The sequence below is a fragment of the Nocardia transvalensis NBRC 15921 genome (genome assembly GCF_000308875.1).
Lineage (GTDB): Bacteria > Actinomycetota > Actinomycetes > Mycobacteriales > Mycobacteriaceae > Nocardia > Nocardia transvalensis.
Map to the genome: position 1 here is coordinate 107,959 of NZ_BAGL01000027.1, position 25,546 is coordinate 133,504.

The 25,546-nt window shown below is 68.5% G+C and carries 20 protein-coding genes and 2 pseudogenes; 8 read left to right on the forward strand and 14 right to left on the reverse strand.

What is annotated here, in order from left to right:
• The first annotated feature begins 21 nt into the window (after positions 1 to 21).
• A complete protein-coding gene (locus ON41_RS08525) occupies positions 22 to 735 on the forward strand; it encodes a TetR/AcrR family transcriptional regulator (protein ID WP_051161139.1) in 714 nt (237 codons plus the stop codon).
• A 6-nt stretch (positions 736 to 741) separates the two neighbouring features.
• Here the strand turns inward: ON41_RS08525 and ON41_RS40110 are convergent.
• The 8 genes and pseudogenes from ON41_RS40110 to ON41_RS08565 form a co-directional block, all read right to left on the reverse strand.
• A pseudogene (locus tag ON41_RS40110) lies at positions 742 to 1,788 on the reverse strand (Fic family protein); the annotation flags it as partial.
• A gap of 38 nt (positions 1,789 to 1,826) precedes the next feature.
• Positions 1,827 to 2,189 (reverse strand): excalibur calcium-binding domain-containing protein, encoded by a 363-nt coding sequence (locus tag ON41_RS40115; protein ID WP_083905235.1) that lies wholly within the window; start codon positions 2,187 to 2,189, stop codon positions 1,827 to 1,829.
• 151 nt (positions 2,190 to 2,340) lie between these two features.
• Positions 2,341 to 4,149, reverse strand: a complete 1,809-nt coding sequence (fadD11, locus tag ON41_RS08540) for a fatty acid--CoA ligase FadD11 (RefSeq protein ID WP_246829475.1) — start codon at positions 4,147 to 4,149, stop codon at positions 2,341 to 2,343.
• The gene (locus ON41_RS08545; RefSeq protein WP_083905220.1) at positions 4,142 to 5,050 is read right to left on the reverse strand and encodes a short-chain dehydrogenase/reductase; all 909 of its coding nucleotides are present in this window, start codon (positions 5,048 to 5,050) and stop codon (positions 4,142 to 4,144) included. Before ON41_RS08545 ends, fadD11 begins: the two co-directional genes overlap by 8 nt.
• Complete coding sequence (locus ON41_RS08550; protein ID WP_040746685.1) at positions 5,047 to 6,504, reverse strand: flavin-containing monooxygenase; 1,458 nt, start codon at positions 6,502 to 6,504, stop codon at positions 5,047 to 5,049. The genes ON41_RS08545 and ON41_RS08550 overlap by 4 nt, the downstream gene beginning before the upstream one ends.
• The gene (locus ON41_RS08555; protein WP_040746687.1) at positions 6,504 to 7,997 is read right to left on the reverse strand and encodes an aldehyde dehydrogenase family protein; all 1,494 of its coding nucleotides are present in this window, start codon (positions 7,995 to 7,997) and stop codon (positions 6,504 to 6,506) included. The genes ON41_RS08550 and ON41_RS08555 overlap by 1 nt, the downstream gene beginning before the upstream one ends.
• 31 nt (positions 7,998 to 8,028) lie before the next feature.
• On the reverse strand, positions 8,029 to 9,012 hold the full coding sequence (locus ON41_RS08560) for a PDR/VanB family oxidoreductase (protein WP_246829482.1): 984 nt from the start codon (positions 9,010 to 9,012) through the stop codon (positions 8,029 to 8,031).
• Positions 9,013 to 9,068: 56 nt separating this feature from the next.
• Positions 9,069 to 9,962, reverse strand: a complete 894-nt coding sequence (locus ON41_RS08565) for a metal-dependent hydrolase (RefSeq protein ID WP_040746691.1) — start codon at positions 9,960 to 9,962, stop codon at positions 9,069 to 9,071.
• Between the two features lie 98 nt (positions 9,963 to 10,060).
• On the opposite strand from ON41_RS08565, the gene ON41_RS08570 reads away from it, so the two are divergent.
• On the forward strand, positions 10,061 to 10,675 hold the full coding sequence (locus ON41_RS08570; RefSeq protein WP_040746693.1) for a TetR/AcrR family transcriptional regulator: 615 nt from the start codon (positions 10,061 to 10,063) through the stop codon (positions 10,673 to 10,675).
• Between the two features lie 197 nt (positions 10,676 to 10,872).
• Here the strand turns inward: ON41_RS08570 and ON41_RS41445 are convergent, their stop codons facing one another.
• On the reverse strand, positions 10,873 to 11,034 hold the full coding sequence (locus ON41_RS41445) for a hypothetical protein (protein WP_157185407.1): 162 nt from the start codon (positions 11,032 to 11,034) through the stop codon (positions 10,873 to 10,875).
• 420 nt (positions 11,035 to 11,454) lie between these two features.
• Positions 11,455 to 12,453, reverse strand: coding sequence for an acyl-ACP desaturase (locus tag ON41_RS08575; protein ID WP_040746695.1), 999 nt, complete (start codon positions 12,451 to 12,453; stop codon positions 11,455 to 11,457).
• 325 nt (positions 12,454 to 12,778) lie between these two features.
• On the opposite strand from ON41_RS08575, the gene ON41_RS08580 reads away from it, so the two are divergent.
• The 3 genes from ON41_RS08580 (at position 12,779) to ON41_RS08590 (ending at position 17,092) form a co-directional block, all read left to right on the forward strand.
• Positions 12,779 to 14,020 (forward strand): KasA/KasB family beta-ketoacyl-ACP synthase, encoded by a 1,242-nt coding sequence (locus ON41_RS08580; RefSeq protein ID WP_040746697.1) that lies wholly within the window; start codon positions 12,779 to 12,781, stop codon positions 14,018 to 14,020.
• A 101-nt stretch (positions 14,021 to 14,121) separates the two neighbouring features.
• Positions 14,122 to 15,978, forward strand: coding sequence for a long-chain-fatty-acid--AMP ligase FadD32 (fadD32, locus tag ON41_RS08585; protein ID WP_040746699.1), 1,857 nt, complete (start codon positions 14,122 to 14,124; stop codon positions 15,976 to 15,978).
• Between the two features lie 97 nt (positions 15,979 to 16,075).
• The gene (locus ON41_RS08590; RefSeq protein ID WP_040746880.1) at positions 16,076 to 17,092 is read left to right on the forward strand and encodes a hypothetical protein; all 1,017 of its coding nucleotides are present in this window, start codon (positions 16,076 to 16,078) and stop codon (positions 17,090 to 17,092) included.
• Positions 17,093 to 17,108: 16 nt separating this feature from the next.
• Here the strand turns inward: ON41_RS08590 and ON41_RS08595 are convergent, their stop codons facing one another.
• The 4 genes from ON41_RS08595 to ON41_RS08610 all read right to left on the reverse strand — a co-directional run bounded on the left by ON41_RS08595 (position 17,109) and on the right by ON41_RS08610 (position 20,058).
• Positions 17,109 to 17,438, reverse strand: coding sequence for a cupin domain-containing protein (locus ON41_RS08595; RefSeq protein WP_040746701.1), 330 nt, complete (start codon positions 17,436 to 17,438; stop codon positions 17,109 to 17,111).
• 141 nt (positions 17,439 to 17,579) lie between these two features.
• Complete coding sequence (locus ON41_RS08600; RefSeq protein ID WP_040746703.1) at positions 17,580 to 18,323, reverse strand: SDR family oxidoreductase; 744 nt, start codon at positions 18,321 to 18,323, stop codon at positions 17,580 to 17,582.
• Positions 18,324 to 18,327: 4 nt separating this feature from the next.
• Positions 18,328 to 19,494, reverse strand: coding sequence for a thiolase family protein (locus ON41_RS08605; protein WP_040746705.1), 1,167 nt, complete (start codon positions 19,492 to 19,494; stop codon positions 18,328 to 18,330).
• A 105-nt stretch (positions 19,495 to 19,599) separates the two neighbouring features.
• A complete protein-coding gene (locus tag ON41_RS08610; RefSeq protein WP_157185408.1) occupies positions 19,600 to 20,058 on the reverse strand; it encodes a hypothetical protein in 459 nt (152 codons plus the stop codon).
• A gap of 276 nt (positions 20,059 to 20,334) precedes the next feature.
• Between ON41_RS08610 and ON41_RS08615 the strand changes: the two genes are divergently transcribed.
• The 3 genes and pseudogenes from ON41_RS08615 (at position 20,335) to ON41_RS08625 (ending at position 25,540) form a co-directional block, all read left to right on the forward strand.
• Complete coding sequence (locus tag ON41_RS08615) at positions 20,335 to 21,840, forward strand: hypothetical protein (RefSeq protein ID WP_040746709.1); 1,506 nt, start codon at positions 20,335 to 20,337, stop codon at positions 21,838 to 21,840.
• A 163-nt stretch (positions 21,841 to 22,003) separates the two neighbouring features.
• Positions 22,004 to 22,843 carry a DUF72 domain-containing protein gene (locus ON41_RS08620; protein ID WP_040746710.1) on the forward strand — a complete coding sequence of 280 codons (840 nt, stop codon included), beginning with the start codon at positions 22,004 to 22,006 and terminating at the stop codon, positions 22,841 to 22,843.
• 199 nt (positions 22,844 to 23,042) lie between these two features.
• Positions 23,043 to 25,540 (forward strand): annotated as a pseudogene (locus ON41_RS08625) (MFS transporter).
• Positions 25,541 to 25,546: the final 6 nt, after the last annotated feature.

Below are 25,546 nucleotides of genomic sequence, written 5' to 3' on the forward strand. Positions count from 1 at the left end.
GGTCTGTAGAATGTGATCGTGATGAGCTCCTTCAAGCGCGCCCGCAACGACGAGCAGCGCACCGAGCGCCGGCGCAAGATCCTGGACACCGCAGCCGTCATGCTCACGGAGATGCCCGTCGCGAAGGTGAGCCTGAACGAACTCAGCCGCCGGGTCTGCCTGGCCAAATCGAATGTGCTGCGCTATTTCGAATCCCGCGAGGCGATCCTGCTCGAACTGCTCGACGCCGAGGAGCGGGCCTGGCTGGCCGAGTTGTCGCGCACCTTCGAGGAATTCGCGAAAACAGAGGGCGACCTGCGGCAGCGGGGGGATCGGATGGCGGCAGTGATCGCCGAATCCCTCGCCGAACGCCCTGTCCTGTGCGACCTACTCGGCGCGCAGTCCTCCGTCCTGGAACACAATGTGTCGGCGGAGGTCGCCGCGCGCTACAAGCGCGCCACCCTGCAGAACTACGTGGAATTGGCCGGCCTGATCCGAAACCAACTCCCCGAAATCGGCGAATTCGACGCCCTCCGGCTGTCCGGCAGCGTCGGCATGCTGGCGGGCGGCATCTGGTCACACACCAACCCGAGCCCCGCCATGCTCGCCGCCTACACCGCCGACCCCACCCTGGCGGCCCTGCGCCTGGAATTCGCCCCCACCGTCACCGAACTCTTCCGAGTCCTGATCACCGGAGTACTCACCCGCAACGAAAACCTCCCCGTCCCAGGGATTTCCGCGACGCCTGCCCACTGAGGCGGCTCACCCGAGGTGGTCGATGGTCCGCTTGCCGATCGCCGCGCTGAGCGCATCCAGTTCCGCCAGAACGTCGACGGCGGCCCAGATGCGGTTGCGTTTGTTGGCGGAGAGGACCTCGAGGATGCCCACTTCGGTCAGTCGGGCGAGAGCACGGTATGTGCTGCTCTCGGTGGCGCCTGTAATGCGTTGTGCGGTATCGGCATTGAAGATCGGGGTGTCGAGGAGGGCGGAAAGCAGGGTCTCGTCGGCGGACTTCGCTCGCGGGCGTGCGACCGACTTCCAGCGGGCCGGTAGTTCCGCTAGTGCTCGGGCGGAGTCCTGGGAGGCTTCGCTGGCATGGATGGTCGCGTGGGCGACGTATTCCACGAAAGAGTCGGCGTCGCCGTCGCGGTAGCTGTCCAGCTGGGTGAAGTATCGGCGGGTGTCGGCGAGCATGGCCGATGCCAATGGCACCGTGACGCGCTTTGTGAAACCCCTCCTGCGCAGTACGGCGCTGATCAGTGCGCGGCCGATGCGGCCGTTGCCGTCGGTGAAGGGGTGTATCGACTCGAACTGCGCGTGTGCGATCGCGGCCTGCGCCAGGATGGGCAGATCTGTGCGATTGGCGAAGGTCAGCAGGTCGTCCATCAGCTCGGGGACGAGGTCCGGGGGTGGCGGGACGAACATCGCGTCGATCGGTGTGTAGTCGCTGCCGCCGATCCAGTTCTGGGCGTCGCGGAACCGGCCCGAATCCCGGGCGGTGTAGTAGTCGGGGGCCATCAGGATCTCGTGTGCATCGAGTAGCGCTGAGACGGTGATCGGTCCTGAGCCCGCGGTGTCGACCATGGCGATCAGGGCCTTGACCGCGGCGTGCTGGGATTTGGCTTCAGCGCTCGCGTTGCCACCGGCGACCGCTTTGGCGAATGCTCGCCAGCCCGCGTCGACGTGCTCGATCTTGGACGAGGCGACGGATTCGCAGCACAGCAGGAAGTCGCGGAAAGGTACCAGATGCTCGCCGAAGCCCGCTTCGAGGCGAGCGACGGCGATTACGCCGTCCTCGTGGGCCAGGGCCGCTCCTCGGCCTCGTGCGGTGGCCAGGTCATGACGCCCTACTTCTCGCAGGCTATGCCGTTGTTGTCTCCGTCGAGCCCGGCTCGATAACCCGGCTGGCCCTTGTGGAGGGGGGTTGCGCCTGCGGCCTTGGCTTCCTTGCAGGACTTGTAATAGACGTTCGGGGCGGGCTTGGACGTGGTGGGGGCCGGTTTGGATGTCGGGGCGGGTGGTGGTGGCGGGGGTGCGGGAGGGGCTGTGGTGGGTTCGGGTGTTGGGGGCGGGGGTGGTGGTTCGGCGGCGGGGGCGTTGTTTTCGAGGGGTGCGGAGGCGTTGTTGGTCGGGGGATCGGTGAAGGTGGGGCGGGGGCGCTCGTGGATGGGGTGCTCTCGGGGAGTGCTTGGGGAGTGCTGGCGGTGCAGGCGGTGACGAGTCCTGCTCCGGTGGCGGCGACGGAGAGGGCTAGCAGGAGTAGGGGCCGGGTTGCCCTCGAAGGGAGATTCAGACGCACCCGGGTGTTGCTACAGCGCGGTGGGGACATTTGCAACACGGGCGTCGTGTACCAGCCGTTCCTCAGGCGGGGCTGTGCACGTCCTCGGCCGGTTCCGCGGAATACAACTCCTCGATCTCCCTCGCGTACTTCTCCGCGATCACCCGGCGCTTCAGCTTCATGGTCAGGGTGATCTCGTCGCCGCCGGGTTCCCAGGACACCGGCAGGATTCGGAAACGCTTGATCTGTTCCACCCGAGCCAGTTTCGCGTTTCCCGCGCCGATTCCGACCGCGATCTGTTTGACGACGGCATCGTCCACCGACAGCGCCGCCGAAGAAGAATCGGGCAGCTGATGTTGCGTCGCAAAGGATTTGGCGGCGTCGGGGTCGAGCGCCACGAGCGCCGTGTTGTACGGACGGCCGTCGCCCACCGCGACGACAGCCCCGATGAGCGCCGACTCCGGTTTGATCGCGTTCTCGATATGCGACGGCGACATATTCTTCCCCGCCGCGTTGATGATGAGTTCCTTCTTACGGTCCACCACCGTGAGGTAGCCGGCGTCGTCGACCGTGATCACGTCGCCGGTGTGCAGCCACCCGTCCGCGTCGACGGCTTCGGCGGTCTTCTCCGGTTCGCCGCGATAGCCCTTCATGACCAGCGGGCCGCGGATGAGGAGTTCGCCGTCGGCGGCGACCTGGGCGCGCATACCGGGCAGCAGCATGCCGACCGTGCCCAGTTTCGCGTCCCACGGGTGGCTGACGCTGGCGATGCAGGTCAGTTCGGACATGCCCCAGATCTCGGTGATGGGAATGCCGAGGCCCGCGAAGAAGACGAGGGTGTCGCGGGGAATCGGGGCCGCGCCGGAGAGGGCCCAGCGGACCTGGTCGAGCCCCAGCTTGCGGCGGAGGCCCGAGAGCACCAGTTCGTCGGCGCGGGCCCACTCGGCCTGGAGGTCGGCCGGAATCGGCTGATCGGAGATGCGGTGCTCCGCGTAGCGGGTGGCGACCGACAGCGCCCATTCGAGCGGCTTACGGACGGCCTCCGGTTCGCTCGCGACGGCGGAATCGATTGCCGCGCGCAGCTTTTCCCACACCCGCGGCACGGCGCCCCAGATCGTGGGGCGCAGGTCGGCGAGCGCCGGGCCGATGCGGCTCGGATCGTCGACGCAGGTGATCCGGGTACCGAAGACCTCCTGAAAGTACAGCGAGGTCAAGCGATCCGCGATATGCGCCGAGGGCATATAGGAGGTCATGGTGTCGCCGAATCGGATACCCAGCACCAGCTCGACGGAATAGCACTCGAAAAGCAGGTTGGCATGGGTGGTTTCGACACCCTTCGGCGCACCGGTCGTCCCCGAGGTGTAGATGAGCGTCGCCACGTCCTCGGCGCCCACGGCACGCCAGGCGGCCTCGAAGTCGAAATCGTCCGCGCCGGAAGCGATCAGGTCCGCGACCGGCAGCGTGCCCTCGGGCGCCTCGTCGACACAGACGATCCGGTCCAGCGCGGCACCGCTGGCACGCAACCGATCCACGTACCGCGGCTCGCACATCACCACCCGGGCACCGGAATTGGTGAGCACATGCGCGATCTGCTCCGGAGGCAGCGTGTTGTAGATCGAGAAGGACGCCGCGCCGAGATGCTGGGCGCCCACCTCCAGCGGATAGAACTCGGGACGATTGGCCATCATGAGCGCCACGGTGTCCCCGCGCCGCACGCCGAGCGCCGCCAGGCCCGCCGCGACATCGCGGACCTGCCGGGCGTATTCGCGCCACGTGAGCGTGGCGGCATCGCCGGGCGTGCGCAGGGCGACCGCGTCCGGCTGCCGCGCGGCATTGTATTGAAAAGCGGCGCACAGGGTATCGAACCTGATGTGCTCGAGCCGACTATCCACGCCTGCGCTCCTCCACCTTGCGGACCAATTCGTGTATGCGCGGATCGCGTGCCAGCCGGTTGTCGAGAACCACGTTGATGGCCCCGCGCAGCAGCGCGTACGCCTCCCACCCGCCGGGGGCGATGGTGCGCGCGGCCCGCCGCTCGATGCCGTCCGCGACGACCTCCGCCGCCTGTTTCGCGGTGATGCGCACATTCAGCGGCCAGGGCAGCAGGCCGGCGAGGGCCTGGCCCAGGTCGTCGCGATCGAGCGTGTCGTGCGTCATCTCGGTCTCGACCACGCCGAAATACGCGATACCGGCACTGGCGCCGACGGCGGCGAGTTCGACACGCAGCGCGCGCCCGAGCTGCTCCACCGCGGCCTTGCTGATCATGTACGGCGACCCGGCCATACCGGGCGCGAACGCGGCGCAGGAGGAGATCACCACGACGTGCCCCTCGGCGGCGACAACGTGATCCAGCGCCGGGTGCACGGTATTGAACACGCCGGTCAGGTTGATACCCAGCACACGGTCGAAGTCGCTGCCGTCCATCGTCCGCAACGTCGCGGGCGTCGGCACGACACCGGCATTGGCGACGACGACATCCAACCGCCCGAAATCCTCAGTGACGCTGCCGATCACCTCGCGCATCGCCTCGCGGTCGGCCACATCCGCCGCGAAGGCCGCCGCGCGGACCCCGAGCCGATCGGCGACCGCCGACGCGGCGTCCTTGTCGATATCGATGAGCGCGACCGACGCGCCCCGCCGGTACAGCATGATCGCGAGTTCGCGGCCGATGCCCTGGCCCGCGCCGGTGATGGCGACGACCTTGCCCTCCACCGAATACCGCGGTGCGGCAAACGAATCGAGTAGTCGCTCGGCCGTGGACCCGAACGGAATCGACGACAAGAGACCCTTCATCGCGCCACCTCGTACGACCTCGTATCGAACCGGCTCGTGCGCCGCCGGTATTCGAAACTCCAATTGGGATACAGCCCGGCGTTCAACCCGTCGGGCGTGGTGTAGTAGCTCGTGCACCCGCCGGTGAGCCAGATGCTGGATGAACTGCGCCGCGTCATCTCGTCCAGGAACTCCTCCTGTACGTACGGCCGCACCTCGACCCGGCGAGCGGCGCTGCGCCGCACCATCTTCAGCGCCTCGACGATGTAGGCGATCTGCGATTCGATCATGTAGATCGCCGACTGGTTCCCGGCCGCGCCGAACGGCCCGAGCGTCATGAAGAAATTGGGGAATCCCGACACCGCGACGCCCAGATAGCTCTGCGGCCGTTTGTGATACAGCTCGGCCACCGACATCCCGCCACTTCCGACGTAACGTTCGTAGGCAGTGGGTATGGGGGTGAATCCGGTGCCGAAGATGATCGTGTCGACGGGATGCTCGGTGCCGTCACGCAGCACGATCGATCGCGGCCGCACCTCGGCGATGCCCTGGGTGAGCACCTCGACATTGGGCTGATCCAGCGCCGGTAGGTAGGCGTCGGAGAAGATGGCCCGCTTGCAGCCGATCACGTAGTCCGGCGTCAGGGTCTTGCGCAGCGCCACATCGCGGACCTGGCGCAGCAACTGCAGCTTGCCCAGCGCCTCGTACGGATGCCGGAAACGCTGATCGACCAGCGAGATCAGGCCGAACGCCTCGATCGCGGCATACCACCCGCCGCGAACCGCCCGCTGCGCCAGCGGGATTCGCCGCAGCAGCGTGCGCTCCAGCGGCAGCGTCGGCCGGTCCATGCGTGGCACGATCCACGGCGCCGACCGCTGGAACAGCAGCAGCTTGTCCACATCCGGCTGGATCTCCGGCACGAACTGCACCGCGGAGGCCCCGGTCCCGATCACCGCGACCCGCTCGCCGGTGAGATCGTGCTCGTGGTCCCAGTGCAGCGAGTGAAAGGCCTTGCCCGCGAAGGATTCCAGGCCGGGCAGGTCGGGATACTTGGCCTCGGCGAAGATCCCGGTGGCCGAGATGAGGAAGTCGGCGGTCAGGGCCCCGCGCGTGGTCTCCACACACCAGACCGACCGCTCCTCGTCCCACCGCGCGTCCCGCAGCTCGGACCGGAACCGGATGTGCCGCAGCACATCGTGTTCCGTGGCGACGCCGCGAAGATACTCGAGGATCTCGCGCTGCCCGCCGTAGGTGCGCGACCAGTCCGGATTGGGGGCGAAGGAGTAGCTGTACAGCTGCGACGGCACATCGCAGGCACAGCCGGGATACGTATTCGCGCGCCAGGTTCCGCCGAGGTCGTCGGCGCGCTCCAGCACCACGAAATCCTCGAAACCCGCCTCGCGCAGTTTCACCGCCAGGCCGATGCCGCCGAATCCGGCGCCGACGACGGCGATATGGATGTGTTCGATCGGCATCAGCGCGACCTCCCGTGCAGAACGGCCACCAATACATCGACCACCGCGTCGATCCGGGCGCTGCGGCGGAAGGTGGTCAGCGGTAGCGGGGACGGGAACCGCTGCCGGGTAACGGCTTTGGCGTAGGCGAACTCCTTCAGCCCGTCGGGCCCGTGCACCCGGCCGAAGCCCGAACCGCCCACCCCGCCGAGCGGCAGGGTCGGAATGGTGGCATGGGCGACGAAGGCGTTGATCGATGTCCCGCCCGCCCGGATCCGCGCCGCGATCCGCTCACCGTGGCGGCGCGAGAACACCGTGCTGCCGAGCCCGTAGGATCCGGCGTTCACGAGTTCCACCGCCTCGTCCATATCGCGCACCGGGGTGACGGTCAGCGTGGGACCGAAGGTCTCCTCGGTCATGGCGGCGGCGTCCTCGGGAACGTCCGCGAGGATCGTCGGCTGCACGAATTGCCCGCGGATGGCGTCGATTCCGCCGAGCAGCGGCCGGGCGCCGAGCGCGATCGCGTCCTCGATGTGGCGGCGGATGACCTCCACCTGCTTGGGCATGGTGATCGGGCCGAGCTTCGCGTCCGCGGTTCCGGCCTCGATCGCGCGCGCCTGCGCGACCAGTGTGGCGACGAACGTGTCGTACACGGCCGCGTGCACGTAGACGCGCTCCACGGCGAGACAGGTCTGCCCGGCATTGGACAGCCCGCCCCAGGCCGCAGCGTCGGCGGCCGCGTCCAGATCCGCGTCGGCGTCCACGATCAGCGCGTCCTTACCGCCGCATTCCATCAGCAGCGGTGTCAGATTCTCGGCGCAGGCGGCCATCACCCGCTTACCCGTGGCCGTCGAACCGGTGAAGCCGATCTTGCCGACGGCGCTGCGGCACAGCGCGTTTCCGGTCTCGCCGAGGCCGGTGACGACCTGGAGGACCGGCAGCTCCGGGGTGACCCGGGCGAACGCGTCCACGAGCCACCTGCCGACCCCGGGGGTGTACTCGCTCGGCTTGAACACCACCGCATTTCCCGCGGCGAGCGCGAACGACACCGAGCCCAGCGGCGTGAAGATCGGATAGTTCCACGGGCCGATCACGCCCACCACGCCGTACGGCAGATACTCCACCGCCGCGGCGTGATTGGCGGTGAGCAGGCTCGGCCGCACCGACCGCCGCCCGAGTACCTTCGCGGCATTGCGGGACGCCCAGCGCAGATGCTCCAGGGCCATGGCGATCTCGAGTTTGGCGTCGGCGACCGGCTTACCCATCTCCCGATTGATCAGGTCGGCGAGTTCGGCTCGGCCCCGGGCGATCTCGCCGCGCCACGCGTCGAGCCGGCGGGCGCGCTCGTCGAAACCGAGTGCGGCCCACCATCGTCCGGCCGGATGCGCCGCGGCGACGGCCGCGTCCACCTCGGCCCGTTCCTGTATCGGGTAGGTCCCGACCACCTCGCCGGTCGCGGGATCGCGCACCTCGAATGTCGTCGCGCTGCCGCGCACTGTCGTCGACGCCGTCATCGGCGTACCTCCTGCGGGGATCGCGTCTCGATCACAGGTCGAGAACCACTTCGTCGTCGTCGGCGCGGGAGACGCATACGAGCATCCGGTCGCGCCGATCGGTGTCGGTGAGGGTGTGGTCGCGGTGGTCGACGGCGCCCGCGAGGACGCGCACCTTGCAGGTGCCGCAGTAGCCCTGCCGGCAGGAGTAGGCGACGTCCGGCACGGTCCGCTGGATGGCGGTGAGCGCCGTCTCGTCCGCGCCGACCCGGACGGTGGTTCCGGTGCGCGCCAGGGTGAGCACGAACTCCTTGCCGTCGACGACGGGCGGCGGCGAGAACCGCTCGGTGTGCAGCGAGCCGGTGGGATTCAATGTGAACATGGACCGCTGCGCGGCGGTCAGCATGGGCGGCGGACCGCAGACATACACGGCCGCACCAGGTTTCGCCGTGGCGATCAGTTCGGCCACATCCGGTGCGCCGTATTCGTCGTCGGGGCGGATGTCGGCGTCCGGCAGTTCGTCCAGGAACGGCATGGTCGCGCGCGAGCGTCCGGTGTAGACGAGCCGTCCCCGCGATCCGGCGGCCTTGACCATGGGCAGGATCGGCGTGATGCCGATCCCGCCGGCGAGGAACAGATACGACGGCGCGTCGACGAAGGTGAAGGCATTGCGCGGCCCGCGAATCCGGATCCGGTCGCCCGCCGACAGCTCCTCGTGCACCTCCCGGGAGCCGCTGCCGCCGGGGATCAGGCGCACCGCGATCCGGTACCGGAACCGGTCGTCCGGATCGCCGCACAGCGAGTACTGCCGCTGCCGCCCGGACGGCAGGAAGACGTCCAGATGCGCCCCGGGCCGCCAGGCGGGCAGGGGCCGCCCGGCCGGGTCGCGCAATGTCACGCTGACCACGTCGGGGGCCTGCCGCTCGACGGTATCGATCACCACGCCGAGATCGAAACCGTTGCGGCGCAACGGGTTGGGTCGTGACAGCAGGGGCGCGGCGGGTCCGCTGACGAACACCCGCTTGTACAGGTCCATGGCGCCGCCGAGCAGGCGCAGGCTCGGCGAGGGTTCGGCCACCATCGCGGTGTACATCAGTGGTCGGCCGCCCGGGCCGCGGGCGAATGCGCCAGATACCGCAGCGCCTTGTCCATCGAGCCCAGCTGCGAGGGATGGAATCCGGGCCGCAGGTAGCGGGGGAGTTCGGTGAGGAATACCGTCCAGCTGGGGATCACGCCGCGCCGGGTGGCGTCGAGGAATTGCAGCCCCCAGAAGCGGCCCTTGTCCGGCGAGGGATCCCGGCGATAGAGGTAGCCCGTGGAGACGATGAACAGCGGCAGCAGGGTCGCCGCGGCGAGGATCCCGGTCCGCGCCTTGCGCGCGTAACTGCCGTCGACGTGCATGAACGCGTCGTAGACGACGCTGCGGTGTTCCACCTCCTCGGCGCCGTGCCACCGGACCAGGTCCAGCATCGCCGGATGCATGCCCTTGGCCTCGAGAACGTCGGCGTTGAGCAGCCATTCGCCGAAGACGGCGGTGTAGTGCTCCATACCGGCGAACAGGCCCAGCCGCTCCTTCAGCCACTCCTGTTCCGCGCGGCCGGACAGGCCGCGCACACCCAGGATCCGATCGACCAGCCAGGCGATCTTCTCGATATAGGACTCGACGTCCAGGCCGATGGCCTGCAGATGTTTGCGCGCGGCCTCGTGGCTGCTGGCGTGCATGGTCTCCTGACCGACGAATCCGCGCACCGCCTCCCGCAGGCGCTCGTCGTCGATCTGCGGCAGTGCCTCGGCGAGGGCCTGCGCCATCGCCCGTTCGCCCTCCGGCAGGACCAGATGCATCACATTGACGATGTGGGTGGCCAGCACCTCACCCGGGATGTAATGCATCGGGACCGATTCGAAATCGAAGCGGACGTCCCGCGCGTGGATCGCATGTGCCTCGTCGCGATAGCGGTGCTCTGCCGCTGCGGGCTGCTCAACCATGGTCCGAACGTACATCGCAACAAATTCCATTGCAATGTTGCGACCACAAATAGCTCGGATTTGTTGCAGCAGGTGTCGATCCTGCTACCGTTGACATCGTGGTCACCGCATCGAAAACCCTGCTGAGCCGCGACGATGCGACGGAAGACATCGAGACGCGCATTCTGGACGCCGCGCTCGTCCAGTTCCAGAAGGTCGGCGTCAAGAAGACGACGATCGAGGATGTCGCGCGCCAGGCCGGGGTCGACCGCGTCACCGTGTACCGCCGGTTGGGGTCGCGCGACGACCTCGTCCAGGCCGTCATGAACCGCGAGGTGGCCACGGTTCTCGGCGAGATCGCGGAGATCCCCGACCGGCACGACGATATCGCCGATCTCGTCAGCGACATCTTCGTCACGGTCGTCACCCGCTGGCGCACCAATCCGCTCGTGGAGCGCATGCTGGCGGTCGAGCCGGAACGGGTCGTCATGAAACTCACCGCCGAGGTCGGGAGCACCTTCGCAATGTCGGTCTCGGCGACGGCCACGACGCTGCGCGCCGTCGTGGACAAGGGCCTGCTGGCCCCGGCGCCCGATCTGCTGACCCGTGCCGAGATCGTGTGCCGTGTCGTGCATTCGATGGTGCTCGCCCCCGAGGGCGCGGTGCGGCTGCGCACCGAGGCGGAGCTGTCGGATTTCGCGCGCACCTATCTGACGCCGATCGTCACAGGCTAGGGCGTTCCGCCGACCCGGGTGTGTAAACCCGTGCTCTGCAAGGCATTACCCACGGGCAGAAAAAACCCGGCCCGGGGAGGGGATCGCCGGGCCGGGAGATTCGGGGACTGTCCTGCGGCAGACCGCATCGGTCGGAACCCGGTGGCGCCGCGCCCGTCCGGGTACCGAGTCTGTGCGTGCGAGCCGGTCTCCTTCGGTCAGCGGCTGCCGGCGTGGATCCGGGCCAGGGCCTCGCGGACCTTCGACAAACGCTGGGGATCGGAGACGCGGAATTCGACGTGCACAGAGGCATTGGGTGCACCGATCATCGCCACGGAATCGCGGGTCGTGGCGTGAGTGGCGCGGGGTAGAGCTGTCATGCCTCCAGTGTGCACCTAACGGCTATTTCCTGGCAATGTGTTCTGCGGCGCTGTTGCGCTGTGAGACCATTTCGAAATGCTAGGAGGGGCAGTCTCTTACGCCGGTGCGCCCGCCGCAGACGCCCGCCCGGCCGCGTTCGCCAGCTAACTCGAGCGTGTAATTCGATCCTGAGCGGCCACTACGGAAATACCTTTGAGGGCCGGAAAAACGGCTCCCGAGCGGCGGAAATGCCACGGGCGCGGTAGAACCGGACGGGTGTACGGCGAACGATCCGAGGGGCGGCGCGAATCGGGAGCGGAGGCGGTGAGTCCGCTTGCGGGGGCGGTCGATTCCCGGTGGGGGGTGTGACGAGGATCCCGGCCAAAAGCATGCCGGGAAACGATGATGGGCGGCCGGGAACGGTTGGGGGTGGCTGTCAGTCAGCCCTTGGCGCTGACCAACTCTCGCTTGCGGGCCTCGCGGGCCAGTGCCCGGTCGCGCTGCTCCTCGAATTTCACGCAGTCCTGGCCCAGTTTCTCGAGGAACTCGCCGAGTTCGTTGCGGATGCGGTCGCCGCGCGCGGTGAAGTCGTTGCGGTCGAACACATTCCACTTCCGCAACACCGGCATCACCACTTCCTCCAGGTGCTGGCGCAGATCGTAGATGCCGTGCTTGGCCATCAGCACGCCGTTGCGGCGCCAGTCGGGCATGCCGGCGCCCGGCATCTGGAAGTACCGGACGATATCGCTGATCGCCTGGAGTGCCTGATCCGGCGCGAGATCCAGGGCGGCCCCGCACAGGTTGCGGTAGAAGATCATGTGCAGGTTCTCGTCGGCCGCGATGCGCTGGAGCATGCGGTCGGCGACGGGATCGTCGCAGACCTTGCCGGTATTGCGGTGTGACACGCGGGTCGCCAGCTCCTGGAAGGTCACATACGCCACCGAGTGCAGGAATCCGGTGTCGGCCAGGTCGGCGGCGCTGGCCCGGCCGCTCTCGCGGACCAGCTTCATCGCGCTGTAGCCGTTGGTCATATGCGCCATGCGCGCCCGCTCCAGCGCCACCGGATCCACGGCCCGGGTCACGACCAGATAGTCGCGAATCACGATGCCGTGCCGGTTCTCCTCGGCGGTCCAGCGGCCGACCCAGGTGCCCCAGGCGCCGTCCTGCGAGAAGTTCTCGGAGATTTCGCGGTGGTAGGAGGGCAGATTGTCCTCGGTGAGGAGATTGGTGATCATCGCCGCGCGCGCGACCTCGCCCAGCCGGGACTGGCCGGGCTCCCAGTCGAGTCCGCCCATCGCCGCGAAATTGCGTCCCTCGTCCCACGGTACGTAGTCGTGCGGGTGCCAGGTCTTGGCCATCGACAGGTGCCGGTCGACGTTCTGCTCGGCGATCGGCTCGAGTTCGAGCAGCAATTCCAGCTGGGTGAGGTTCCTGGCCACGGTGATGCCCTTCCTCGATGTGGATCGGCGGGTGAGACGTTGCGGAAAGAAACCGGTACAGTGCATTAGCGATCGGATTGCTGTGAATCCCGCAGCCGATCCGGTCGGGTTCGCCTCGATAATCTAGACCCGCTTCGGCTGGGCACTCGAGGCGGGAGGGTGCGTCGCATTAAAGAGGACCGAACTCCTGCTGAAGAGGCTTGGGTGACCTCGCCGGCGGTGTGGAACCGGTTGGCTTACAGACCGTTCGGCATCGTGATTTCGCTATCGCTTGTATTCGCCGCAGTGTTGCCCCCGCAGTGTCGCCACTGAAAGTGAGTCGAGTATGACGAGTTCCAGTCGCAGGTACCCCGACGTCGTCGTCACCAGCCTGGCCGCGACCACGTCGCTCGCCGGGGATGTGGATTCGACCTGGAAGGGGCTGCTCCACGGCGAGAGCGGAATCGACGTTCTCGAGGACACGTTCATCGACCAGTTCGAGCTGCCGGTGCGCATCGGCGGGCATCTGAAGGTCAAGCCCGCGGAGAACCTCTCCCGCGAGGAGACCCGCCGGCTGTCCTACGTCGAGCAGATGGCGCTGGTACTCGGCCGCGAGGCGTGGCGCAACGCCGGTAGCCCGGAGGTCGACCGCGAGCGGCTCGGGGTGTCCATCGGCACCGGACTCGGCGGCGCGGAGATGCTTCTCGACGTCAAGAAGAAGATGCACAACGCCGGATACCGGCGGGTGACGCCGCTCGCGATCCAGATGATCATGCCGAACGGGGCCGCCGCCGTGGTCGGGGTGGAACTGGGCGCGCAGGCAGGCATCACGACGCCGGTGTCGGCGTGTTCGTCGGGCTCCGAAGCGATCGCCAACGCCTGGAAGATGATCGTGATGGGCGACGCCGACATGGTGGTCACCGGCGGCGTCGAGGGTTCCATCCAGGCGGTGCCGATCGCGGCGTTCACCATGATGCGGGCGATGAGCACGCGCAACGACGAGCCCAAGCGCGCCTCCCGCCCGTTCGACGCCGACCGCGACGGCTTCGTCTTCGGCGAGGCCGGCGCGATGATGGTGATCGAGACCGAGGAGCACGCCCGGGCACGCGGCGCCACCATCCACGCGCGGCTGATGGGCGCCGGGGTCACCTCCGACGCCTTCCACCTGGTGGCGCCCGATCTGGAGGGCAAGGGCGCCGCGCGCGCCATCACCCGCGCCCTCGAGACGGCGGGCCTGGCGAAAAACGATGTGACGCATGTGAATGCCCACGCGACCGCCACGCCGATCGGCGATACGGCCGAGGCGAAAGCGATCAATTCGGCCATCGGCAACCACGCCTCGGTCTACGCTCCCAAATCCGCGCTCGGCCACTCGATCGGCGCGGTGGGCGCGCTGGAGGCCGTGCTCACGGTGATGTCGATCCGTGACGGCGTCGTACCGCCGACGCTCAATCTCGAGAAGCTCGACCCGGAGATCGACCTCGACGTCGTGAGCGGGCAGGCCCGGTCGGGAAGGATCGACTATGCGGTGAAGAATTCGTTCGGTTTCGGCGGCCACAACGTGTCTCTGGCATTCGGCCGATACTGAGCGAGCCTGGCCGAGGCGCCTGCTAGTGTTCGTGCTTCGGTGTCGATCTGTGTTCGGTGTCATCGCACGACCTCGGGTGCGTGCGTGAAAAAGGATAGGGAATGATCGGCGAGACCTTCGATGACTATCTGGACGAGCAAGGCAACATCAAGATCCTGGGCGACGCGACCCTGATCGATTTCGTCGACAAGCACAGCGCGGCGAACGGGGACGATCTCGCCTACCGCTACATCGACTATTCACGCGAACGCGACGGTGAGTATCACGAACTCACCTGGCGTCAGTTCGGTGTGCGATTGCGGGCGGTGGCGGCGCGACTACAGCAGGTGACGCGGCCGCGGGACCGGGTGGCGATTCTGGCGCCGCAGGGATTGGACTACGTGGTCGGCATGTTCGCCGCCGTCTACGCGGGCAATATCGCTGTGCCGCTGTTCGATCCGGACGAGCCCGGGCATACCGACCGCCTGCACGCGGTGCTCGGCGACTGCAAGCCGACGGCGATCCTCACGGCCAGTTCGGCCGCGGCCGGGGTGCGGGAGTTCTTCCGCGCGCTGCCCGCGGCGCAGCGGCCCCGGATCATCGCCGTGGACGCGATCCCCGACAGCGTCGGCGCGGGCTGGTCCGAGCCGGAGATCAATGTCGACAGCGTGGCCTACCTGCAGTACACCTCGGGTTCCACCCGGACCCCGGCCGGTGTCGAGATCACCCACCGCGCGGTGGGCACGAATCTGCTGCAGATGATCGATGCGCTGGGCATCGAGTGGGACACGCGCGGCGTCACATGGCTGCCGCTGTTCCACGATATGGGCCTGCTGTGCGTGATCCTGCCCGCGATCGGCGGCAAGTTCATCACCATCATGTCGCCCAGCGCCTTCGTGCGGCGGCCGTACCGGTGGATCAAGGAACTGGCCGCGCACTCCGACGGTGCCGGAACCTACGCCGCCGCACCGAATTTCGCGTTCGAGCACGCGGCGGTCCGGGGCCGGCCCAAGGCGGGCGAGGAACTGGACCTGTCGAATGTGATCGGTCTGATCAACGGCAGCGAGCCGGTGTCGGTGACGTCGATGCGGAAGTTCAACGACGCGTTCGCGCCGTACGGACTGCCGAAGACGGCGATCAAGCCGTGCTACGGCATGGCGGAGGCGACACTGTTCGTCTCGGCCACCAGGCGCGACGACGAGGCCAAGGTCGTGTACGTCGACCGCGGCGAGCTGAACGCCGGGCGCATGGTCGAGGTGGATCCGGATGCGGAGAACGCCGTGGCGCAGGTGTCGTGCGGATACGTCGCCCGCTCGCAGTGGGCGGTGATCGTCGACCCGGAGACCGGCGCCGAGCGGCCCGACGGCGAGGTCGGCGAGATCTGGCTGCACGGCGAGAATATGGGCATCGGGTACTGGGACCGACCGGAGGAGACCGCGGCCACGTTCCACAACCGCCTCGCCTCCCGTCAGCAGAGCAGCCACGCCGAGGGCACCGCGCCGGACGCCCCGTGGATGCGCACCGGTGATTTCGGCGTCTACCACGATCACGAGCTGTACATCACCGGCCGGGTCAAGGATCTGGTGATCGTCGACGGGCGCAATCACTACCCGCAGGATCTCGAGCTGTCGGCGCAGGAGTCGTCGACGGCGCTGCGGCCCGGATTCGTGGCGGCGTTCTCGGTCGGCGCCGACGAGTCGCCCGTCGCCGGATCCGGCAGCGAGCATCTGGTCATCGTGGCCGAAAGGGGCAGCGGCGCGGCGAAACTCGATACCGAGCCGATCGCCGAGACCGTACGCGCGGCCATCGCCACGCGGCACGGCGTGACGGTGCGGGATCTGCTGCTGGTGCCCGCGGGCTCGATCCCGCGCACCTCCAGCGGCAAGATCGCGCGGCGGGCCTGCCGGACGGCGTATCTGGAGGGCACGCTACGAGGCGGGTACCGGCAGCAGGCCTTTCCGGATTCGACCGACGAATAGCATTGTGCCCCAGCGGATTACCGGTATCGGATATCCGCTGGGGCGACATTCCCGCAACTGGCGGGTCGGCGACGGCCGGGTGGTAACGTGCCCGACCGTGACCCCGGGGACAAGTGAATTTCTGGACGCTCTGACCGATTTCGAAGGCGCCGTGGCGGGCAAGGATCTCGACGCCATGGCCGACGCCCACCAGCGGCTGGGCAACGCCTTCGCCGACGCCGCGCCGGGCGATATCGCGCAGGCCGGTCCGCGCCTGGCCGACGTACTCGACGAGGTGCCGATCGGCGGGCGGCCGCATATCGCGATCCTCATCGGCGCGTGCGTGGAGAGGGGTGCGGATGTGGCGGGCTGCTGGCAGCCGGTGCTCCGCAATCTCACCGAGAACCTCTGCTACGCCAAGATATTCGCGGAATCCTGGACCGCGGCGTCCGGCCGGGAACTGCCGGATCCGGAGGCCGAGATTCCCGACGGCCTGCTGGAACTCGATCCCGAGGTCGTGGTGGCCTGGTACGAGCGCGAGAACTGGATTCGGGCCGGGCTCGCGATGTTGCAGCAGCCGTACGCGCGGGCGGCACTGGGCGCCGAGCGCCGCGAATTCCTGATTGAGCAGAACGACGGGCTCGGCGAGGTGGCCGACCGGTGGGACAAGAGCCTCGGTTACCTGCTGCTGGTCCTGGACGACGAACCGCTCGTCGTGCTGCACCGCGACTCCGGAACCGGTTACCGGCTGCGGATGAACGGCATCGGTGACAACTTCCAGCTGGACACGTTGCTCGGCGACATCCTCGTCGGCGGCGGTCACCTTCCCGGTGAGCCGCCCTCCGCCGAGGCCGCCGCCTGCTGCCGGGACGCCGAGGGAATGGTCCCGTCCGCCGGGACCTTCCTGTTCCACGCGCCGGACGGGAGCCGCGTCTGGTACGAGGGCACGCCGTCGGACATTCCCGTGCTCGACGGGGCCCGCGTGCTGGTCCTCGACGAGCGGCCGTTCCCCCACCACTTCCCGGCCGGCCGGTTCTTCCCGGACCTGCCGGGCGATCTCACTCTGGAGGGTGTGCTCGGCGAGCAGGAGGCGGCCGACCTGCTCGCCAAGGTGGCTGCGCCACAGGACGCGTAGCGCCCCTGCCTTCCCGTCAGCCCTCGGGATAGAACAGGAACAGCGTGCAACCCGTCGTCGACTGCGGCACATGGGAGGAGCCGGCCGGTGCGTGGATGAACGACCCGGCCGGGTAGTCGCGGAAGCCGTCGTTGAACGTGCCCGAGACGACGAACACCTCCTCCGGTCCGGGCGAGTGCTCGTCGATGCCCTCCCACGACGTCTCCGGATCCATCTCCAGCACAGCGGCCTTCGCCCCGTTCTCCCCGGACCACAGCAGCCGCACCCGGATGCCCGGGAATATCTCGCGCACGGGCGTCTCGGCGACGGAGGTCCATTCGTATCCGGGGTGCTCGGTGATCGTCATGCCCGGCGCAACCTCCCGGGGCACTGGCTTTATTCCGGGATAGTGTGGTTCCCGGCCAAAAGCACGCCGGGAAATGGGTGGGTGGGGTCGCGGGATACGGCACTGTAGACCACCATGTTTCCGGCACGCTTTTGGCCGGAATCACGCGCGCCAGAGTTGGTCTCCCGCACGGGATACGACGATGTTGGGCACCACGGCGCGGGCGGAGAGGCGGGAGACTGCCAGGACGAGTTCGGCTATGTCGGCGGTGGGGAGCATGGCGTCGGGGGCGAGGTCGCCGTGTTTCCAGGCGCTCATGTCGGTGTCGACGTAGCCGGGGGAGAGGGCGGTGGCGCTGACGCCGCGGGCGGACTCCTCGAGGGAGACCGTCTCGCACAGGGAGATGAGTGCGGCCTTGGTCGCGCCGTACGCGGCCAGGCCCGGCTCTCCGGCGACGCCTGTAATCGACGCTATGGCAACGATTTTCGCGCCCCGGTGTGGATCCGCGGCGGCGCTCGCCCGCAGGAGCGGCAGCGCGGCCCGGATGAGCGTGAGCGGCGCGCGGAAGTTGACGTCGAGCATGCGCTCGCGCGCCCGGTCGGTCATCTCGGCGACGGGGCTCGCGGTCCCGGTGCCCGCGCTGAGCACCAGCAGATCCATGCCGCCGCAGCGGTCCGCGTGCGCGTCGACCAGCGCGGCGACCTGATCGGGATCGGCCATGTTCGCCACGACCGGGTGCACCTCGCCGCCGGTCTCGGACCGCAGCCGCTGCGCGGTTCGCTCCAGCGTGTCGGCGGTGCGCGCGGCGATGGTCACCGTGTGGCCCTCGGCCGCCAGCCGCCGGGCGATCTCCGCGCCGATACCGCGGGAACCGCCCGTGACCAGGGCGCTGCGCTTTCCGTCCATCCGCTCAGAGCCGTTCGATGACGGTGGCGTTGGCCAGGCCGCCGGCCTCGCACATGGTCATCAGGCCGTATCGGCCGCCGGTCTGCTCCAGATGGTTGACCAGCGTGGCGAGGATTCGGGTGCCCGACGCGCCGAGCGGGTGGCCCAGCGCGATGGCGCCGCCGCGCGGGTTCAGCCGCTCCGGATCCGCGCCGAGTTCGTGCGCCCACACCAGCGGCACCGGCGCGAAGGCCTCGTTCACCTCGTAGGCGTCGATATCGCCGATCGACAGGCCGCCGCGCGCCAGCGCCTTGCGGGTGGCGGGGACGACGGCGGTGAGCATCAGCAGCGGATCGTCACCGGTCACCGCGAACGAGTGGAACCGGGCCCGCGGCCGCAGCCCGAGCCGGTTCGCCGCCTGCTCGCTCATGATCAGCGCGGCCGAGGCGCCGTCGGTCAGCGGCGAGGAATTGCCGGGGGTGATGGACCATTCGATCTCGGGGAAGCGCGCGTGGACGGCGTCGTCGGCGAAGGCCGGCTTCAGCCCGGCCAGCTTCTCCACGGTGGTCGACGGACGGATCGTCTCGTCGGCGGTCAGCTCGCCCGCGGCCAGCAGTTCGTTCGCGAAACCACCGGACGCCGCGGTCTCGGCGGCCAGCCGGTGTGACCGGGCGGCGAAGGCGTCCAGCGTATTCCGGTCCAGCTTCCAGCGCGCCGAGATGATCTCCGCCGAAATACCCTGCTGGACAAGGCCGTCCGGATACCGGTGCGCGATCGGCCCCCGGTTGGCGTCCGCCCCTTGGCCGTTGGAGAACATCGGGGCCCGGCTCATGGACTCCACGCCGCAGGCGATCGCGATGTCGTAGGCGCCCGCGATGACGCCCTGGGCGGCGAAATGCGCGGCCTGCTGGCTGGATCCGCACTGCCGGTCGACCGTGGTCGCCGGGACCGCCTCCGGGAATCCGGCGGCCAGCACCGCGGTGCGGCCGATATTGAACGCCTGCTCGCCGCTCTGCGTGACACAGCCGGTGACGACGTCGTCGATCTGCGCCGGGTCCAGCCCGTTGCGGGACGCCAGCTCGGCCAGCACCCCGGCCAGCAGCGTCGCCGGATGCACCTGCGACAACCCGCCGCCGGCCTTGCCCTTGCCGGACGGGGTCCGGACCACGTCGACGATCACTGCCGAGGTCATAGCCACTCCGATCACTGATTCGAGATTCCGCTTTAAGTTAACACGGATTCTCTTCGTGTCGAAGGGCTGGGCCTTCGGGTGCAGGCGGAACGGCTCCGCAAGTGATCAGGTCGCCGGAACCGGTTCCGGCTGGACCCCGGCGTGGGACGGGCTGAAGTTCGCCCCGAATCCGTAGAGGATCGGCAGTACCACCGCCGCGATCGGACTGTAGAAATGCAGTTCCTCCGGGAACGAGCCCAGCGAGTACACCCAGATCAGGTACGCGCCGAGGCCGAACCCGATGGGTAACCACCGGTTTCGATAGACCGAGGCCGGATACTGCCGCAGCAGCAGGACGATCGTGCCCACCCCGAACGTCACGCAGATCACGAGCATCCACACGGTGCGTTCCATGGTGTGGGCCGTGGTCATCCCCGTGACCGCCGGCGACGCGGCCAGATACGCGCCGCTGGTCTCGATCGGAAAATATTTCGCGAGCCGCTCCTGATAGGAATCGGTCTCGTCGGGCTGTGCGACCTCCCCGCCGGTCCTGACGACCGGCCGCACTGCACGAGCCACTGCCATACCTCTTTCTCCCCTGAATCGGTCTGTCACTGGAATCGCTGTCCCCCATGGGGGTATTCGTTCCCGCGGCGGTAGTCATTATCGTCGGCACGTTCCGCCACGTCAGGTCGTGATCGAATTCCGCAGGTGGCGACACGCCGTCACGGCTGCGCCGATGTCCGCATCGTGTCCGTACCATCCGGTCCTCGGTCGGAGGGTTTATATGGCAGACTCGGCTCGGCAGATGCGGCCGCTCGACGACCGTGTGTGGAAGGTGATGCGGGAGTTGAGGTTGCGATGGAGTTGAGCGCCATCGAGCAGCGGGTATCCGATGACAGACGGACCGCCGCCTCGGAACGAACGTCGGAGGCCGACCTGCGCCTCGCCACCTCGCTGTGCGATCTGGCCCGGGCTTTTCTGGCCACGAAGGAAGAGAGCGCGGGTCGCGACCGCGCGCCGGCGGCGCTGGAGCCGGCCCAGGAGGCCGTACTGATCCGGCTGCGCTGGCTCACCAGCGGGCACGTTACCGCGCAGTTCGCCGGGCAGGTCCAGGAGGCGCTGCGGCTGTTCGAGCAGGCCGCGCGCACCATCGGGCACCGGGAGCTGGCGACCTCCACCATCCGGCAGGCCTGCGACGCGTATCACCAAGTGGCGCAACGCTATCCGGCGGCGGCCGGGGTCTGCGCCGACGGCCTGTCCAAATGCGGCGTATGGCTGTGCCGCTTGGATCCCGACACCGCGGTGCGCGCCAGTTCGGACGCGGTGCGCATCCGCGCCGGGCTGTTCTCGACCGATCCGGAGCAGTCCGGACGCTACCTGGCCAGCCTGAACATGTTGCTGCGCACGCTCATGATCGGCCGCCCGCGCAAGCAGGCGCTGGCCATGTACCGCGAGCGCTACTCCGCGTGGACCACGCAGGCGATGACCGCACGGCTGCGGGACACCCGCATCGAGGACGTCGATTTCACCAGCAAGACCCGCGCGGCGCTGGTCAAGCTGGAATGCCCCTCGCTGGAGCGGGCCAGTTACCTGACCCAGCAGCAGATCCTGTACCAGACCTCCGGCGACCTGACCACGATCGAGGAGATCAACTGGAAGCTGGGCCTGGTCGGGCTCAAGCCGCTGGCCGCGGGCGCGCTGGCCGATCCGCCGTCCAAGCCGGTCGAGATCGGCAGTTCCTTCGGCGCGCTGTGCGTGCGGTGCGCCGCGCCCGACGCGCTGGCCCAGGTGCGGGCGGCGGTGATCGCGGCCTACGAGGCCGACGGCGCCCGCCCGGCCGACAGCACGGCCTTCCAGGGGGTGCACGAAACCCATTGGCACATGCCCGATCCCGAACTCAACCTGGCCGAGCGCCTGGGTAACGACGTGGTGCTGGTGGAGCGGTCGGGCGGCAGCTGGATCTCGGTGATGAGCCTGTACTGGGAACTCACTCCGGTCGGGAGACATCCACTGGCGCAACACCTTTCGCAGCGCTGGCCGGTGATCGCGGTGAACACCACCGAGGACGTGTCCTACGAACTGTGCTGGTACGTCGACGGTGTCGCCACTCAGTACGCGGCGCTGGGCCGTCCCGCCGGGCAGCCGCCGCTGGAGGCCCCGCTGTCGCCGCTGGACTTCGCGACGCTGGCCGACTACGGGGCCGACTACGCCTCGGAGACCCAGGTGCGCTCCGCGTTCGGCAACACCGCGATGTTCGCCAAGCTCACCCACCTGCCTACCAGCGGCATCCGCCAGGCCGGACAGGCACGACCGCTGGTCGACTACGGCGACCATGCGCTGTTCTTCCAGGCGGCCCGCGACTGATCCGTCGGTCCCCCGGACTAGGCGTACCTCCGCATTCGCTCCGGCCGTGCGCGGATTGGGGACGGCTACGCCGACTGCGCCGACTAGGCGTACCTCCGCATTCGCTCCGGCCGTGCGCGGACTGGGGACGGCTACGCCGACTGCGCCGATTAGGCTCGACCGCATGCGGCTTCACGTGGGTTGTGCGCAGTGGACGCACGCGGCCTGGTCGGACCGGCAGCCGAATCCCAAGGAACGGCTGCGGGCGTACGCTGGCTGGTGCAACGCGGTGGAGGGCAACACCACCTTCTACGCGACGCCCGCGCCGAATACGGTGCGCGCCTGGGCCGCGCAGACCGAGCCGGATTTCCGGTTCGTGGTGAAGCTGCCGAAAACCGTGACCCACGAACGGCGGTTGTCCGGCGCCGACGAGCAGCTGCGCGAATTCCTCTCGGCCATCGAACCGCTCGGCCCGCGAGCGCACGCCCTGTGGGTGCAACTCCCGGCGTCGTTCGGGCCCGGCGAACTCGGCGCGCTGGCGAGCCTGCTGTGGCATCTCCCGGAGCAGTACCGCTGCGCCGTCGAGGTGCGTCATCGCGCCTTCTTCGAGGACGAGCGGGCCGCGGCGCGGCTGGAACACATCCTGGGCCGCCGCGACGCGGAGTGGCTGCCGTTCGACACCACCACGCTGTTCGCGGCCCGGCCGGAGAGTCCGGGGGAGCGCGAGGCGTGGTCGAAGAAGCCGCGCCTGCCGCGACGCACCCGGGCCCTCACCGAATACCCGATCGTCCGGTATCACGGCCGCGACGACAGTGCGGCCACCGTCGCGGGCTGGCTGCCCTGGCTGGAGATCGTCGCCGGGTGGTTGCGGGAGGGCCGCTCGCCGACCGTTTTCATCCATACGCCCGACAACGCCGAATCACTGGTGCTGGCCCGGCGTTTCCACGACGAGGTCCGGGCGCGGGTGCCGGACCTCGAACCACTGCCCGAACCAGCGCCGACCGGCCCGATGACCTTGTTCTGACCGACTGTATAGTTGGCTCGAGTAACTAGTTTTCCGTGCTCGACACGTCTGCTGGTGTGGGAGAAGGGGATCCCGGAGTCCGTCGCCGAGTCACCGCGCGCGGGCCGTCACCGGCAACGTCCTCTGTGTTGTGCTCCACCGGATCGACTGCAGTATCGAAACCTCATTTCCGATAGCCGAACCGAATTAGGGCTTGAACATGACGAATGCGGGCGCGTCTCTGTCGCACCGGCAGATTCTCACCATCATGTCCGGTCTGCTGCTCGGCCTGTTCCTGGCGGCGCTGGACCAGAACATCGTGACGGTGGCGATCGTGCGGATCGCCAACAGCCTGCACGGGTTCGACCAGCAGGCGTGGGCGACGACGGCGTACCTGATCACGGCGACCATCAGCACCCCGCTGTACGGCAAGCTGGCCGACATCTACGGGCGCAAGCCGTTCTATCTCGTCTCGATCGGGCTGTTCGTGATCGGGTCGGCGGCCTGCACGTTCGCGACGTCGATGTATCAGCTGGCCGGATTCCGCGCGTTCCAGGGCCTGGGCGCGGGCGGTCTGATGTCGTTGGCGTTCACCATCATCGGCGATATCGTGCCGCCGCGGCAGCAGGTGCGCTACCAGGGCTATTTCATGATGGTGTTCGGTACCTCGACCGTGCTGGGGCCGGTGCTGGGCGGGTTCTTCTCCGATTACGACCACCTGTGGGGCCTGGAGGGCTGGCGCTGGGTGTTCCTGGTGAACGTGCCGATCGGGGTGCTCGCGCTGCTGGTGGTGGCCAAGGTGCTCAACGTGCCGCACGAGCGGCAGCGCCATCGCGTGGACTGGCTCGGGGCGGTGGCATTGTCGATCTGCGTGGTGCCGCTGCTGATCGTGGCCGAGCAGGGGCGCGGCTGGGGCTGGCAGTCCGATCGGGCGCTGCTGTGCTACGGCCTCGGCGCGGCCGGGCTGGTGCTGTTCCTCCTCGTCGAATTCCTGATGAAGGACGCGGCGCTGATCCGTTGCGGCTGTTCCGGAGTTCGACGTTCTCGATCACGATTCTCGGCGGGTTCATCGTGGGTATCGCGATGTTCGGGGCGATCTCGATGGTGCCGCTGTATCTGCAGGTGGTGCGCGAGTATTCGCCGACCAAGTCCGGGTTGATGATGCTGCCGCTCGTGCTCGGCATCATGATCGGCTCGTCCGTCGCGGGCGCGGTGACCAAGGCCACCGGCCGCTACAAGATCCTGCCGGTGCTGGGCACCTTCGTCATCGCCGTCGGGGCCGTGCTGTTCGCGCAGGTGAAGTTCGACAGTCCGCTGTGGCAGCCGCTGGCCTACAGCGCGGTGATCGGCATCGGGCTCGGCGGGTGCATGCAGACGCTGATCATCGCGGCGCAGGCCGCCGGGCCGCGCACGGATATGGGCGTGTCGACGGCGGCGGCGACCTTCTTCCGGCAGATGGGCGGCACGCTCGGGGTCACGGTATTCCTGACCATCCTGTTCAACCTGCTGCCGCACAAGATCCTCGACGCGTTCGGCGGGCAGCTGCCGGCCGGGTTCGACGCGGGCGCGATGACCGAACTACAGAGCAATACGGCCGGTATCGGGGCCCTGCCCGCGGAGGTGAAGGAGCCGATCCTGATCGGCTTCACCGATTCGCTCGCCGGGGTCTTCTATGTCGGCGCGGCGGTGTCGCTGCTGGCCTGCGTGGTGCTCATGTTCATGAAGGAGATCCCGCTGCTGGATCCCGCGGACGAGGCGCCGAGCGAGCCGGACCGGGCGGAAGCGCAGCTGTGGGAGGGGTCCGCGCAGGCGCTCACCGAGCCGGAGCCGGTGCTCGCCGGTGCGCACGCGCGGGTGGAGTCGCACGGCGGGACGATGCTCGCCGAGCGCGACGGCGCGGCGCGATCGGCGACGGCGGTGCTGGTGTCGTCCGGATACGGTGCGGGCGAACCGCATTCGCTCGACGGGCGCATCCACCGCGAGGACGGGCACGCCGTCGCCGATGCCGCGCTGACGCTCATCGACCAACGCGGGCATCAGGTTTCGCGCGCCACGGGCGGTTCCGACGGGGCCTATCGCATCGAGGCGCCGAATGCGGGCGGGTACGTGCTGATCGTGTCGGCCAACGGATATCGGCCCGCCGCGGTCAATGTCACCGTCGGGGAATGGCCACAGGCGCTGGACATCACGCTGCACGGCACGGGCGAGGTATCCGGCGTGGTGCGCGCGTCCGGTCGCCGGGAACCGCTGCCGGGGGTGACGGTGACGCTGACCGATGCGCGGGGCGAGGTGGTCGGGTCCGCCGTCAGCGGCGGTGACGGCGCCTACGCCTGCCACGGGGTGGTGCCGGGCAACTACACCCTGGTCGCCGTCTCCGACCACATGCGCCCTGCCGCAACCACGTTGACCGTCCCCGACAGCGGCCTGCTGCGCCACGACATCGAACTCGGATCGACGGGTGTGCTGGCCGGCCTGGCCTGGGCCGACGGACACGCGGTCCCGGACGCGCAGGTACTCGTCCTCGACGCCCACGGCGACCCCATCGCCTCCGCCCGCACCGACGCCAACGGCCAGTACGTCCTCGCCGATCTGCCGGAGGGGGAGTACACCGTTGTGGCGCGGGGGTATCCGCCGTCGACGAGCCGTGTGGTCGTGAACGGCGGTGAACTCAACCATGATGTGCGGCTGGGGTACGAGGAACGTAACGATGTGAGGTGATCGTGG